The sequence below is a fragment of the Streptomyces sp. NPDC111628 genome, assembly GCF_055635195.1.
On the sequence record NZ_JBVKBZ010000003.1, the window covers coordinates 1,256,775 to 1,270,000 of the forward strand.

The window sequence follows — 13,226 nt, forward strand, 5'->3', positions numbered from 1 at the left end:
CCTTCCGGGTCATGCGCCGAAGGGTGGTCGTGCGGCGGCACGTGGTGCGGTGTGGAGGTGCTCGCCGACCCGTCTCACCAGCCGTGCCATCTCGTAGGCCACGAGACCGATGTCCGCGGTCACGGCGGTGAGGACGGCGAGGCAGGAACCGTCTCCCGCCGCGGCCACGAACAGGTAGCCGTCGTCCATCTCCACCATGGTCCGGTGCACGGCCCCGGCGCCGAAGTGCCGGCCCGCCCCCTTGGCCAGGCTGTGGAAGCCGGAGGCGACGGCGGCGAGGTGTTCGGCGTCTTCGCGGGCGAGTCCGTGCGAGGTGCCCACGGCGAGTCCGTCGTTCGACAGCACCACGGCGTGCCGCACCTCGTGTACGCGTCCGACAAGGTCGTCCAGGAGCCAGTCGAGTTGGCGGGCCCGCCGGGCGGTCCCGGTGCCGGGGTTCTGGATCACGCGGGGTCTCCTTCAATGCTGTCGCCGGTCGGCGGTGGCGGCGGTGCGGGGTGGCCGGGGTCACGGCCACCGCCGCGTGACCAGCCGTCGCGGTAGGCGGTCATGCGGTCCCGTACGGCCTCGGGGGTGCGCTGCTCGTCGTCGTGCGCCGGGCCGGGCCGGGCCGGCTCAGGGGGTCTGCCGTCGCGCAGCTGGGGGGCGAGACTCGCCTGCCGTACCCGCCGGGGAAGATCGTCGGGCTCCCCCGTCGGCTGCGGCGGGCGGGGTACGTCGCTCCTCGCGGGGGCTTCGGAGGGGTCGGGGACGTCGGCGGACCGGTGCAGTCGCAGCGCGGGCGCTCCGGGGGGCCGTCCCGCCGTGGTGGTGCGCGACGCCGCCGGTACGGCGGATGTCAGTGCCGGCCGGTCGACCGGTGCGGACACGGTTTCCTGCTGCCCGCCGGCGCCGGGCACGGGCGCGTGCGGCTGCTCCTCGGCCCGGGCCGCCTCGTGGGCCGCCCGGGGAGGAGGTGGCGCCGTTTCGCTGTGCAGGAGTGCGGTGGGCAGGAGGACGACCGCGGTGGTGCCGCCGTAGGGGGAGGTCTTGAGGTGCACCTTGATGTCCTGCCGGGCGGCGAGCCGGCTGACGACGAACAGACCGAGCCGGTCGCTGTCGAACAGGTCGAGCGTCTCCGACCGCGCGATGCGGTGGTTGGCGTCGGCGAGGGCGTCCTTGCCCATGCCGAGGCCGCGGTCCTCGACCTCGATCGCGTAGCCGTTGCCGACCGGTTCGCCGGTGACCCGTACGCGTGTGTGGGGTGGTGAGAACTGGGCCGCGTTCTCGATGATCTCGGCCAGGAGGTGGGTGACGTCGGCGACGGCCGCGCCCTGGACGGACGCGTCGGGGAGCTGCCGCACCTCCACGCGTGCGTAGTCCTCGACTTCGGAGACGGCGGCACGGACCACGTCGGTCAGGGAGACCGGCATGCGCCAGGCCCGTCCGGGCGCCGCACCGGAGAGGATGATCAGGCTTTCGGCGTGGCGCCGCATGCGGGTGGTGAGGTGGTCGAGCCGGAAGAGGTCGCTGAGTTCGTTCGGGTCGTCGGAGCGGCGTTCCATGCTGTCCAGGAGGCTCAGTTGGCGGTGGACGAGGATCTGGCTGCGGCGGGCGAGGTTGACGAAGACGCCGGCGATGCCGCCGGCGAGTTCGGCACGTTCCACGGCGGCGCGCAGGGCGGCCCGGTGCACGGTGCCCAGTGCCTCGGCGACCTGGCCGGCCTCGTCCTCGGCCGGAGGCCGCGGCGGCGCCTCGGTCCGGATGTCGATCTCGTCCCCGGCGCGCAGCCTGCGCATCGCCGCTGGGAGCTTGTGCCGGGCGATCTCCAGGGCGCTGTTGCGCAGGCTCACCAGCTCGACCACCAGACCGCGGCCGATGCGGACGGAGATGACGAGCGACGCGGCGACGGCCAGGAGTCCGAACAGGACCGCGGCCCCGGCCGGAGTGAGCACCCCGCGGGTGAACGGGTCGGCCCGGTCGGCAACCGAACGTCCAGCGTCCCGCTCGATGGCCCGCATGCCGTCACGCACGCGCGCGTGAGCCCCGTCCCAGGCAGTCAGGGATGTCGTGGCCTCGGCCGGCCGTACCGGCGATCCGCTGTCGAGCAGCCGGTCCTCCGTCGCGCCCACGGTCAGGTAGGCAGCGCTGCCGGCAAGATCCCGCCAGGCGGCGCGCTCGGAGCCGCCCAGATCGGCGACGGCGGACTCGGTCAGCGTCCGGCGCGTGGCGACGGCACCGGTGAACAGGCGTAGCCGCTCACCGGCGAGTTGGTCGGCCGGGCGGGCACCTCCCAGCAGGGCGCCCTCCTGGGCCAGTGCCTCGCCCGCGCGGGCGAACTCGACCAGCACGCGCGCGTCGGATCCCGGATCGGCGTCCTGGACCCCGCTCAGCGCGCCGCCCACGTGGAAGGCGGCCGAGATGGCCGCCGTGTAGCGGCGGTAGGCCTCCTCCCAGTCCGCCCGGTGGTCGAGGACCGCGGTACGCAGCGACGCCAGCCGTTCGGCGCCGGCGACGAACGCCTCGAGCCGCCGGGCCACTCCGGCAGGCAGTTCCTCACTGTCGGCCACGGTGTGCTGGTCGCCGAGCCGCAGCTGTCCCACCGCGCGGTCGGTACGCGCGATCAGTTCCCGGAAGTCGGCGCCCGGCACCGACGACGGGTCGGTGGCGTGGCGCACCGCCGCGAGCCGCTCGGCTTGAAGGGCGGCGACGGCGGTACCGACGGGGGCCCGGACACCGGCGTCCACACGCTGGACCTGCCGCAGCCGGGAGATGTCCTGGGCGGTGGTGACGGTGGCGTACGCCCACAGGGCCAGCAGGGAGACGACGGGCACCATCAGGAGGCAGATGATCCGGGCGCGCACGGTCCGGGGCTGCATGCGCCCGCGCCACACGCGCGTGGCGGGCGGGTCGGGTGTCTCGCCCGCGGGCTCCGCCGCGCCCTCGTCGGCGGGTGGTCCGGCATGCGCACGACGGCCGCGCACGGACGGCGGGGCCGAGGTCTCGGCTCCGGCTTCGGGCGTGGGACGGGCGGGGGTGGTACGGGGTGGACGCATGGCCTCCTCGCTCGGGACGGTGTTCGGTGCGTTGTCGCCGGGCCGTGACGCCCGGTCCGCCGTTACGGGGCGGTGCTCCCGGCGGGTTGCTGCCGGGCCGAGGCGGACGCCTCGCGCTCCCGAGCCGTCGGCGACAGCGCGACGAAGGCCGACGTCAGGAAGAGGTAGGACCCGAGGCCGACGGCGAGGGGGAAGATGAACTGCATCGCCGTGGCCCCCGGCAGCGCCTCGCCGGAGGGCGTGACGCGCACGCTCACCGCGAACATGCCGGTGTAGTGCATGCTGCTCACCGCCGCCCCCATGATCAACGAGGCGAAGGCGACGGCGAGGGGCGACCGGGTGTTGAGCGCAGCCCACAGGGCGGCTGTGGCGGCAGCGACGGCGATGAGCACCGAGAGTCCGACGCGTACCGGGTCGTAGCTCACCTCGCCGTGCAGGCGCATGGCCGCCATGCCGAGATAGTGCATGCTCGCGACGCCGATTCCGGTGGTGAGTCCGCCGAGCAGGAGTGCCCCCGCCCGGTTGCGGCCGTAGCCGACGGCGAAGACTCCGGCGCAGACGACGAGTACCGCGACGAGCAGACTCACGAGGGTGAGCGGTACGTCGTAGCGGATGTCCGTGCCGCTGACCCGGAAGCCGAGCATGGCGACGAAGTGCATCGTCCAGATGCCCGTGCCGATCGCCGAGGCCGCGGTCAACAGCCAGTTGCGGCGCGTGCGCCCGGTGGCGGCCAGGGCGCGCACGGTGCAGCGCAGCCCGAGGGCGGCGCCGGTACAGGCCATCGCGTACGACAGCGCGGGGGTCAGCCAGCCGAGAGCGGCGTGGTCCAGGTGTCCCATGGCTCCGGGACGCTAGTCCCGAACGGGGCGCACAACGGGGGCGCATTTCGAAAGGTGTTGCTATCTGACACAGAGGGGAGATGGAACGATCGCGTCACGCTCGAACGTGTGCGCTGTGGCTCTCTCTGTGCTCCGCGTGGTTCGCATGCTCTTGGGGGATCATGCGAAGCATGAGCGACGACCACACGCACGTCCAGGAATTCTTCGGCTCCCGGGCCGCCGACTGGGACCGCCGGTTCCCGGACGACGGCCCGGCCTACACCGCCGCCGTCGCCGGACTGGGGCTGCGCGAGGGCGGTCGGGTGCTCGATGCCGGATGCGGCACCGGTCGCGCCCTGCCCCCGTTGCGTGCGGCCGTGGGGCCGTCGGGGCTGGTTGTCGGGGCCGATCTGACGCCTGCCATGCTCCGGGCCGCCGTACGGGCGGGGAGGGACCGTGACGGACTTCTGCTGCTGACCGACGTGGCCGCGCTGCCCCTGCGTTCCCGGACGCTCGACGCCGTCTTCGCCGCGGGTCTCGTCGCGCACCTTCCGGATCCGGCCCAAAACCTGCGGGAGTTGGCGCGCGTAGTGCGTCCGGGCGGTGTGCTGGCGCTGTTCCACCCGATCGGCCGGGCGGCCCTCGCGGCACGGCAGGGGCGGCGGCTCACGCCGGGCGACCTTCGCGCCGAGGCCAACCTCCGGCCGCTGCTGGCCGGTTCCGGGTGGGAGATGACGGTGTACGTCGACGAGGAGGATCGGTTCCTGGCCCTGGCGACCCGCACGGACTGAGTCAGTCCCGCCGGGCGACCGCCGCCGCGAACGCGTCGGGGCGGTCGAGCACGACGTCGCGCCCGGCGCCCGGCACGGTCGTCACGCGCACGCCCGCCGCGTCCAGGGCCTCCCGGCCCGGCAGTTCGCCGCTGAGCTCTGAAGACAGACGCGCTCCACCACGAGTTCCGCGAGGAGGGCGGGCATGACGGGGTCCGATCCCCGGCACGGCCTCGCTTCACTCGGCGGCTGACGTGTCGATGTGTCGGACCGGGCAGCCCCGGAGGCCGGGGGTCGGGCGGGTGCCCAGATCGGCCAGCCGGTAGCCGTTCGGATAGCCCTTGATCTCCCGGTTCTGACGGGCATGGTGCGGGGCGCGCCTGGGCGGCAGCAGCCGGACCGCGCGCCCGCGCAGCCTGACGGCGCGACGCACGACCGCGCGGGTGACGGGGCTCGGCGGGACGTAGCCGAAGGCCCGCAGCAGGGGGTCGTCGAGCAGGGCGAGGGTCCCGGCGCGCAGGAGCGGCGCGAGAGGGCGCGGGTACCAGGAGGCCATGAGGTCGAGTGTGGCCTCGGAGACGCGGCGCGCACCCTCGTCCCAGGCGAAGTGGGTTTCCTCGTAGGCGTCGAGGCAGGCCTCGAACTCCTCGTAGGAACCGGGAACGTCCTTGATGCCCATGTGCCGCCCCAGCGTGCGGTAGTGCACGGCGGAGGCGACGGTCTCGTGGCGCGACATCCGGCGCCATCCGTAGGTGTCGATCCAGCGCTTGGGGATCACCACGAACGTGCACAGGACGTACCGCATGTCGTCGTTGGTGATGTCGTAGCTGCGGTGCATCTGGTTGATGCGCCTGATGGCCGTGCGGCCCTGCCGGCTGTCGAAGCCGTGCTCGACCACGGCGTCGAGCAGCAGCGCCGTGTCGTCGTAGCGCTTCTGGGGCCGGGAGGTGAACTCCGCGGTCTCGGCGAGCAGTCGGCCGATGCTCGGCACGGCGTAGGTGCGGAAGAGCGCCAGTTCCAGAGCGCGGGCGAAGTCCCAGGGGAACTCGTAGGCCGAGCACAGCCGATAGATCTCCGAGGCGTCCTCGTGGGGATCCATGCGCCGGATCCGTGCCAATCGCTCGAAGCGCCCTGCCATGGCCGCCCCCTTCTGCCGTCGGGACTTCAACTCTACGTTGAGTAGCAGGAGATGTACGGTCAGCCAGGGTGATCGGATGGGGAGGGTGGTCCGCTTGTTCGCCAGGATCCGCGAGGCTTGGGACAGATCCCGCACCGCTCGGCGCACGGAGCGGAGCAAGCAGGGGGACGCGGGGGGCGGGCCCCGCTCGCACAACCTGTTCGAGGCCGCGGCCGCGTACGTCTCGGCGTGTGTGGACGACGACCAGGACCGGATCGACGAGGCGGCGGGCCGGGTGTCGCCGGAGGCCCTGTCGTTCGGGGTCAACGAACTGGCGTGCCGGGCCGTGATCGCGCTCGCGCGGGAACGGGACGAGCCCCCGGGGGACGTGGCCCGTGCGCTCCTGGGGCTGCCCGCGACCTGAGCCCGCCCTCGGCTCCGGGTGGTCGATTCGCCCCCGTCCAACCGGAAAGCTGCAGCTCGGGTGCGTCTGGGAGTCGTGACAAGGGCTTCTCGGGCGCACTAGGGTGCCCGCCATTGGACGAACCGATGGGGAGGCTGGGATGGCCGGGACGGACGAGGACGCCGTCGCCGCCGCGGACGATGCGCTCTATGTGCTCACGGCGGTACTGCTGACGCCGGCGAAGTTTCCGAGTGTGCTGGGCGACGACTACCCGGAGGCGTGCGCCGCGCTCGGTCTCCCACCGCTGGCCGACGGCTACGGCCTGGTGCTGGGCCAGGACGGTGACGGCGCCCGGTGGACGGTCGTCATCGATGACGCCTCGCTGGTGGCCGTCGCCGTGGCGTCCTGGGACTGCGGCATGGAGTACGACCTGTCGCCGGACGAGCGGACGGTCGTCACGGCACTGCCCGGCTGGCCCCTCGCGGTCGCCGTGGCGGCACCCGGTGTACCCGTGCCGCACGACCCGGGACCCGAGTCCACCGACCAGCCCGCACTGTGCCCGCCGGACACCACCGTCTGGGGGCCGCCGCAGCGCCGCCTGGGGGCCGACGAGATCGCCCTGCAGTGGGCACAGTGGCGGGAGCAGATCGACGACGCGGAGTTCTCGACGCCGGGCCGCGACGCCGGTTCGGTGGACGGTGCCCCCGGGGGCGGCGGAGAGGGCGGCGCGGGCGGCGGCGTGGGCGCACCGGCCGACGCCGCGGACCAGAGCGTGGCCACGGACGGCCGGCCCGGCGCGGAGGTCTCCGGACACGGCGGTGTCCGGCGGGTCCTCGCGGAGGCCCGCGCCTACGTCGACACACCACCGCCGCTCGGCCGGGTCCGGTCGTCGTTCGCGCCGGGGGAGGCGCGGACGCTGCGTGCGGACGGCCCCGGCTGGTCGCTCGTCGCCAGGACCGACGACATCGCGTTCATCCTGCTCGACGAGGAGCCCGGTGAGGTCCTGCCGGTGGGGCGGGGACCGTCGCTGCCCGGACTCCTGGAGGCGCTCGACAAAATGGCCGTACGGCCGAGCTGACCGGGGACACGGAAGGCGTCCCGCCGGCGGGAGCCGGCCGTCGTGGGCGTCAGCTCCTCAGCGGCCTATCTCCTTGCGTGAGACACGGCGCAGCCTGCGTCGCTGCGAGGGGTCGAGCGTGAGGTAGGCGGCGGCCGGGACTCCCAGGACGATCAGCAGGGCGGCCCACCAGGGCAGCCAGATCAGCAGGATGAGCCCGGCCGCCACGCCACCTGCTGCGACCTTGGCGTTCTTCGACATGATGTCGCCTCCTTCGCGGCCACTGCCGCTCTCTGTCCTGAAAACGGTCCCGCGCTCGTGGCGGTTCCGCAGCGCGACCCTGAGAACTCCCTGAGGACCGACCCCTACGCGCCCCTGAGAGCTCGTCGGCGACTGAGTCCGGGAAGGCATCGGCAGGACACCTTCCCCACTGAATAGTGACGCATGCCACACCTTAACCGCAGCCCGCGACCTCGACGTCCGTGTACACTCGGCCGCCGCACCCTGGCTAGTCAAATTTGAGGAATACGTCATCCCTGCGCAGAACACTCCTCCCGCCCCTTCCGAGATCTCCGCACTCGTCGACTGCTGCGCCGTCTTCCTGCCCGGCGATCCGGCACGCACCGGCACGGTCGCGTTCTGGCGCCCCGACGGCGAGGCACCCGGCACCGTGCCGACGGGGGCCCCGGGAAGTCTGACGGTCGCACTTCCCGACGGCGACGGTGTGGAGGCGGTGAGCGTGCCGGCCGTGCTGCTCCCGGTACGGGCCGCCCTGCCCGTGCTCACACGCGCGCGTGCCGGCGGCTACGGCCACCGGGCGTCGGTGTTCTGGGGAGCGGTCGCCGTCGAGGCGCTGCACCTCCTGGCGCGCGGGCTGTTGCTGCCCGGCCTGTCCGCGGCCGGACACGATGCCTGGCGCGCGGGTCCGCTGGACGCCGAGGAGACCGAGCGGGTCCGCCATCTCGCCGCCGCCATGCCGCCCGAGGCGCACGCGGTCCCGGTCGACGGCGCCGGTCCCCTGCGGCTGCCCGACCCGGAACTCCTGGTGCGGTCCTTCCTGGACGCCGTCGCGGACACGCTGCCCCGCTCCCCCGCCGCCGAACTCCTGACGGCCGGGCCCGCCTACGCCTCGTGGGCGCCCCGGCCTTCGCCCGAGCTGCGCGAATGGGTCCTGGACGTCGCCGCGGGACACGACACGGGCGTACGGCTGTCGCTGCGTATCGAGGTGCGGGGACTGTCGGACGCGGCTCCCGAGGACACCCGGCCGGCGTTCCGGGCGGTGCCCCAGGTGCACAGCGTCAGCGATCCCGGGCTCGTCGCCGACACCGCTCAGGTGTGGGGCGGCACCGTGGCAGAGGCGTTCGGCACGCGCGCGCGGATGGACGCCCTGCTCGCCCTGCGCCGGGCGGCACGGGCCTGGCCCTCACTCACGCCGCTGCTGTCGGCGACCGTGCCGGATGCCGTCGAACTCACCGACGAGGAGATCACCGAGCTTCTCGGAACCGGCTCCCGGGCGCTCGCCGGAGCCGGAGTCGACGTGCACTGGCCGAGGGAGCTGGCCCGCGACCTGACCGAGCGCGCCGAGGTGGGACCGCCCGACGGCGTCCCGGCGTCGCGTGCTGCTGCGCCCGAGGCCGGCCCGTCGTTCCTCTCCGCGGACGCGCTGCTTGCCTTCAACTGGACGTTCGCCCTGGGCGACAAGGCCCTCACGCGCGAGGAGCTGGACCTGCTCGCCGAGGCGAATCGCCCCCTCGTGCGCCTGCGCGACCAGTGGGTGCTCGTCGATCCGGAGGAGGCCCACCGCGCCCGCGCCCGCCAGGACCACAAGGTCACGCCGGTCGACGCCCTGGCCGCGGCCCTGACGGGGTCGGCGGAGGTCGACGGACACCGCGTGGAGGTGCGCCCCACGGGATGGCTGGCGTCCCTGCGGGAGCGCCTCGCCGACCCCGAGGCGCAGGAACCCGTGGCGCAGCCCGCCGCCCTCGATGCCACGCTGCGCGACTACCAGCGACGTGGCCTCAGCTGGCTGGTCCGCATGACGTCGTTGGGCCTCGGCTGCTGCCTCGCCGACGACATGGGGCTCGGGAAGACCATCACACTGATCGCCCTGCATCTGCACCGGCAGTCGGACGCGGACGCCGCCGGTCCCACCCTGGTGGTCTGCCCGACCTCCCTGATGGGCAACTGGCAGCGGGAGATCGAACGGTTCGCGCCCGGCACACCCGTACGCCGCTTCCACGGGCCGCGCCGCGACCTCGGCGACCTCGCGGACGGCGAGTTCGTGCTGACCACCTACGGCACCATGCGCCTGGACACCGAACGGCTCTCCGCCGTGTCGTGGGGCATGGTCGTGGCGGACGAGGCGCAGCACGTGAAGAACCCCTACTCCGAGACCGCGCGACAACTGCGCACCATCGGCGCACGCGCGCGCGTGGCGCTCACCGGCACCCCGGTGGAGAACAACCTCTCGGAGCTGTGGGCCGTCCTCGACTGGACCACCCCCGGGTTGCTGGGCCGGCTCGGCAGCTTCCGTCGGCACTACGCCCAGGCCGTCGAGGGCGGACAGGACCCGGCGGCGGCGGAGCGACTCGCCCGGCTCGTACGGCCCTTCCTGCTGCGACGCCGCAAATCGGATCCCGGGATCGCACCGGAACTGCCACCGAAGACCGAGACGGACCATCCCGTGTCGCTGACCGCCGAACAGGCGGGCCTGTACGAGGCGGTGGTGCGCGAGGCCCTCGCGGAGATCGCCGGGGCCGACCACATGGCGCGGCGCGGCCTGATCGTGAAGCTGCTGACAAGCCTCAAGCAGATCTGCAACCACCCGGCGCAGTTCCTCAAAGAGGACCGGCCGAAGATCACCGGCCGCTCGGGGAAGCTGGAACTGCTGGACGAGTTGCTCGACACGATCCTCAGTGAGGAGGCGAGCGTGCTGGTCTTCACGCAGTACGTGCAGATGGCGCGGCTCCTGGAGCAGCACCTGGCCGCGCGCGGCGTGTCGTCGCTGTTCCTGCACGGCGGCACGTCCGTCACCGCACGGGAGTCGCTGGTGCGGCGCTTCCAGGACGGCGAGGCCCCGGTCTTCCTGCTGTCCCTGAAGGCCGCGGGCACCGGGCTGAACCTCACGCGCGCGGAGCACGTCGTTCACTACGACCGCTGGTGGAACCCGGCCGTCGAGGCACAGGCCACCGACCGCGCCCACCGGATCGGCCAGACCCGTCCCGTGCAGGTGCACCGGCTGATCGCCGAGGGGACCATCGAGGACCGCATCGCCGCTCTCCTGAACCGCAAGAGGGCACTCGCCGACGCCGTTCTGGGCGCGGGCGAGGCGGCACTCACCGAACTGACGGACGCGGAACTGGCCGACCTGGTCGAGCTGCGAGGGGGTACGCGATGACCCGGTACGACGACGAGACGGAGCGGACGTTCGTCGCGCTGCCGCCCGCACAGGGACGGGGCTTCGCGCAGACCTGGTGGGGCCGCGCCTGGCTGAAGGCGCTGGAGGACGCGGCGATGGACGCGGCGCAGGTGAAGACGGGGCGCCGGCTGGCGCGCGCGGGAGCGGTCGGGGCGGTGTCGGTGCGGCCGGGGCGCATCACCGCGGTCGTCCAGGACCGGGACCGTACCGCGCACCGGGCCGACGTCCTGCTGGAGCAGCTCTCCGACGCACAGTGGGACCGCTTTGTCGACATGGCGATCGAGCGGTCGGGGCATGTCGCGGCGTTGCTGGACCGCGACATGCCCCCGCACCTCGTGGAGGACGCTGCGGCCGCCGGCATCGACCTGCTGCCGGGCATGGGCGACTTGGAACCGGAGTGCGACTGCGGCGCCTGGGACCACTGCGGGCACACCGCCGCGCTCTGCTACCAGGTCGCGAGGCTGCTGGACCAGGACCCCTTCGTCCTGCTGTTGATGCGGGGACGCGCGGAGGGTGCCGTACTGGACGCCCTCCAGACGCACGGCTCCGCGCCCACGGAGGACGTCGCACCGCGGCCGGAGGGTGTGGACGCCGCGGAGGCGTACGCGGCGGGCCAGGTGCTGCCCCCGTTGCCCGCGCCGCCCGGCCTCGGGGAGGGCCCGGGCGTGCCGCCGTCCCTGGACACCGAGGCGGCGCCTCCGCCGGGAGTCGGCCCTTCCGGTCTGTCCTTCCTGGCCTCGCGGGCGGCGGCGGAAGCCCACCGCCTGCTCGCCGAGGCCCTGCGCGCCGGGCACGGCGGTCACGCGGTGGCCCCGGAGCCGACCCCGGCACAGGATGCGGTGCGCTTGGCCGCGGGAGATCCGGGGCCGGACGTACTGGACCGCCTCGGCGACGGTTCGGGGCGCACGCGCGAGGCACTGGACGCGGCCGTACACGCCTGGCGGCTCGGAGGCGGAGCCGCCCTGTCCGTGCTCGAGGAGGAATGGGCGGTGGAGGGCGACACGCTCGCACGCGCGCGTGCGGCACTGGAGTCGGCCTGGGAGGAGGACGAGCGGCCCTCGCTGCTGGCGCGGGCCAACCGGTGGACCGTCGTCGGCGCGCCTCACCAGCTCCGCCTGGACCGCCAAGGGCGTTGGTGGCCGTACCGCAGGGAGCACGGCCGATGGGCCCCCGTGGGCGGCCCGAGCCAGGACCCGGCGACGGCCCTGGCCTCAGCGACCCTCGCGACGGACTGCGAGCCCTGACGGCCCCGTCCCGCCCTGCCGGGTGACGCCCCGGCACGAGCTCCGGCCCCGTCCGCGAAGGAGGGGGCCGGAGCATTCTCACGGGTGCCGGACCGGTCAGCGGGCGCCGAGGAGGTGGTCCATGGCGAGCTGGTCGAGGTGCTCGAAGGCCATGCCTCGCGCGGCGGCCGCGTCCACGTCGAAGGTGTCGTAGGCGCTCCGGTCGGCCAGCAGGGCGGCGAGACCGTCCTCGGCGGTCGGGCGGGCCAGTTCGTCCAGCCGGGCCGCGGCCAGCGCCTCCTGCACCTGCGGGTCGGCGCGGAATGCCGCCGCCCGGTCCTTGAGGATCAGGTAGTTGCGCATGCAGCCGGCCGCCGACGCCCACACGCCGTCGAAGTCCTCGGTCCGCGGCGGCTTGAAGTCGAAGTGCCGCGGCCCGGCGTACCCGGCCCGCTCCAGCAGGTCGACGAGCCAGAACGCGGCCCGCAGGTCGCCCGCCCCGAACCGCAGGTCCTGGTCGTACTTGATGCCCGACTGGCCATTGAGGTCGATGTGGAAGAGCTTGCCCGCCCACAGCGCCTGTGCGATCCCGTGGGGGAAGTTCAGACCGGCCATCTGCTCGTGGCCGACCTCCGGGTTCACGCCGTACAGCTCCGGCCGCTCGAGACGCTCGATGAACGCCAGGGCGTGCCCCACCGTCGGGAGCAGGATGTCACCGCGCGGCTCGTTCGGCTTGGGCTCGATGGCGAACTTCAGGTCGTAGCCCTGCTCGGTGACGTACTCACCCAGCAGGTCGAAGGCCTCCTTCATCCGGTCCAGGGCGTCCCGCACGTCCTTGGCCGCACCGGACTCCGCGCCCTCCCGGCCGCCCCAGGCCACGTAGACGCTCGCGCCCAGCTCGACCGCGAGGTCGATGTTGCGGATCGTCTTGCGCAGCGCGTAGCGCCGCACGTCCCGGTCGTTCGCCGTGAAGGCGCCGTCCTTGAACACCGGGTGCGTGAACAGGTTCGTCGTCGCCATCGGCACCTTCATGCCGGTCGCGTCCAGCGCCTGCCGGAACCGCTTGATGTGCGACTCCCGCTCCGTGTCGCTCGACCCGAAGGGGATCAGGTCGTCGTCGTGGAACGTGACGCCGTACGCACCCAGCTCGGACAGCCGCCGTACCGACTCGGCGGGGTCCAGGGCCTGCCTGGTGGCGTCACCGAACGGGTCACGGCCCTGCCAGCCGACCGTCCACAAACCGAACGTGAACCTGTCCTCGGGAGTGGGCTGGTAGTTCATTCCGCGGCTCCTCACTCGATGCCGATCAATCGCTGCCGACTATTTCGTCATGGCACTTTACAAATTAGTATGCACACACGGTCCTGGGAAGGGACAAGGTGTCC

11 protein-coding genes are annotated in these 13,226 nt (G+C 73.3%); 5 read left to right on the forward strand and 6 right to left on the reverse strand.

Annotation, left to right across the window (positions count from 1 at the left end; all coding sequences use genetic code 11):
- Window positions 1-9: 9 nt before the first annotated feature.
- From ACZ7MF_RS20680 to ACZ7MF_RS20690, 3 genes are all read right to left on the reverse strand, one after another.
- Window positions 10-447, reverse strand: coding sequence for a roadblock/LC7 domain-containing protein (locus tag ACZ7MF_RS20680; protein ID WP_471478307.1), 438 nt, complete (start codon window positions 445-447; stop codon window positions 10-12).
- A complete protein-coding gene (locus tag ACZ7MF_RS20685) occupies window positions 444-3,035 on the reverse strand; it encodes a sensor histidine kinase (protein WP_471478309.1) in 2,592 nt (863 codons plus the stop codon). The genes ACZ7MF_RS20680 and ACZ7MF_RS20685 overlap by 4 nt, the downstream gene beginning before the upstream one ends.
- A 62-nt stretch (window positions 3,036-3,097) precedes the next feature.
- A complete protein-coding gene (locus ACZ7MF_RS20690; protein ID WP_471478311.1) occupies window positions 3,098-3,874 on the reverse strand; it encodes an MHYT domain-containing protein in 777 nt (258 codons plus the stop codon).
- A gap of 170 nt (window positions 3,875-4,044) precedes the next feature.
- On the opposite strand from ACZ7MF_RS20690, the gene ACZ7MF_RS20695 reads away from it, so the two are divergent.
- Window positions 4,045-4,644 (forward strand): class I SAM-dependent methyltransferase, encoded by a 600-nt coding sequence (locus ACZ7MF_RS20695; RefSeq protein WP_471478313.1) that lies wholly within the window; start codon window positions 4,045-4,047, stop codon window positions 4,642-4,644.
- 217 nt (window positions 4,645-4,861) lie between these two features.
- Here the strand turns inward: ACZ7MF_RS20695 and ACZ7MF_RS20700 are convergent, their stop codons facing one another.
- Window positions 4,862-5,761 (reverse strand): oxygenase MpaB family protein, encoded by a 900-nt coding sequence (locus tag ACZ7MF_RS20700; protein WP_471478315.1) that lies wholly within the window; start codon window positions 5,759-5,761, stop codon window positions 4,862-4,864.
- 76 nt (window positions 5,762-5,837) lie between these two features.
- Here ACZ7MF_RS20700 and ACZ7MF_RS20705 point away from each other — a divergent pair, with 76 nt between their 5' ends.
- Together ACZ7MF_RS20705 and ACZ7MF_RS20710 are read left to right on the forward strand one after the other, a co-directional pair.
- Window positions 5,838-6,164, forward strand: a complete 327-nt coding sequence (locus tag ACZ7MF_RS20705) for a hypothetical protein (protein ID WP_356864092.1) — start codon at window positions 5,838-5,840, stop codon at window positions 6,162-6,164.
- Window positions 6,165-6,303: 139 nt separating this feature from the next.
- Window positions 6,304-7,221, forward strand: a complete 918-nt coding sequence (locus ACZ7MF_RS20710; protein ID WP_471478317.1) for a hypothetical protein — start codon at window positions 6,304-6,306, stop codon at window positions 7,219-7,221.
- A 57-nt stretch (window positions 7,222-7,278) separates the two neighbouring features.
- Here ACZ7MF_RS20710 and ACZ7MF_RS20715 read toward each other — a convergent pair whose 3' ends face one another.
- A complete protein-coding gene (locus tag ACZ7MF_RS20715) occupies window positions 7,279-7,461 on the reverse strand; it encodes a hypothetical protein (RefSeq protein WP_016325661.1) in 183 nt (60 codons plus the stop codon).
- Between the two features lie 271 nt (window positions 7,462-7,732).
- On the opposite strand from ACZ7MF_RS20715, the gene ACZ7MF_RS20720 reads away from it, so the two are divergent.
- Complete coding sequence (locus tag ACZ7MF_RS20720) at window positions 7,733-10,597, forward strand: DEAD/DEAH box helicase (protein WP_471478900.1); 2,865 nt, start codon at window positions 7,733-7,735, stop codon at window positions 10,595-10,597.
- Window positions 10,594-11,862 (forward strand): SWF or SNF family helicase, encoded by a 1,269-nt coding sequence (locus ACZ7MF_RS20725; RefSeq protein ID WP_471478319.1) that lies wholly within the window; start codon window positions 10,594-10,596, stop codon window positions 11,860-11,862. The genes ACZ7MF_RS20720 and ACZ7MF_RS20725 overlap by 4 nt, the downstream gene beginning before the upstream one ends.
- A gap of 96 nt (window positions 11,863-11,958) precedes the next feature.
- Here the strand turns inward: ACZ7MF_RS20725 and xylA are convergent, their stop codons facing one another.
- Window positions 11,959-13,122: a xylose isomerase gene (xylA, locus tag ACZ7MF_RS20730; RefSeq protein WP_003977662.1), complete on the reverse strand. Its 1,164-nt coding sequence runs from the start codon at window positions 13,120-13,122 to the stop codon at window positions 11,959-11,961.
- Window positions 13,123-13,226 lie beyond the last annotated feature (104 nt).

Excerpts from the sequence above, each read along its gene's own strand:
- ACZ7MF_RS20715 (WP_016325661.1), bottom strand. The coding sequence starts at position 7,461 with ATGTCGAAGAACGCCAAGGTCGCAGCAGGTGGCGTGGCGGCCGGGCTC.
- ACZ7MF_RS20695 (WP_471478313.1), top strand. The coding sequence starts at position 4,045 with ATGAGCGACGACCACACGCACGTCCAGGAATTCTTCGGCTCCCGGGCC.
- ACZ7MF_RS20710 (WP_471478317.1), top strand. The coding sequence starts at position 6,304 with ATGGCCGGGACGGACGAGGACGCCGTCGCCGCCGCGGACGATGCGCTC.
- ACZ7MF_RS20725 (WP_471478319.1), top strand. The coding sequence starts at position 10,594 with ATGACCCGGTACGACGACGAGACGGAGCGGACGTTCGTCGCGCTGCCG.
- ACZ7MF_RS20700 (WP_471478315.1), bottom strand. The coding sequence starts at position 5,761 with ATGGCAGGGCGCTTCGAGCGATTGGCACGGATCCGGCGCATGGATCCC.
- xylA (WP_003977662.1), bottom strand. The coding sequence starts at position 13,122 with ATGAACTACCAGCCCACTCCCGAGGACAGGTTCACGTTCGGTTTGTGG.
- ACZ7MF_RS20690 (WP_471478311.1), bottom strand. The coding sequence starts at position 3,874 with ATGGGACACCTGGACCACGCCGCTCTCGGCTGGCTGACCCCCGCGCTG.
- ACZ7MF_RS20685 (WP_471478309.1), bottom strand. The coding sequence starts at position 3,035 with ATGCGTCCACCCCGTACCACCCCCGCCCGTCCCACGCCCGAAGCCGGA.
- ACZ7MF_RS20705 (WP_356864092.1), top strand. The coding sequence starts at position 5,838 with ATGGGGAGGGTGGTCCGCTTGTTCGCCAGGATCCGCGAGGCTTGGGAC.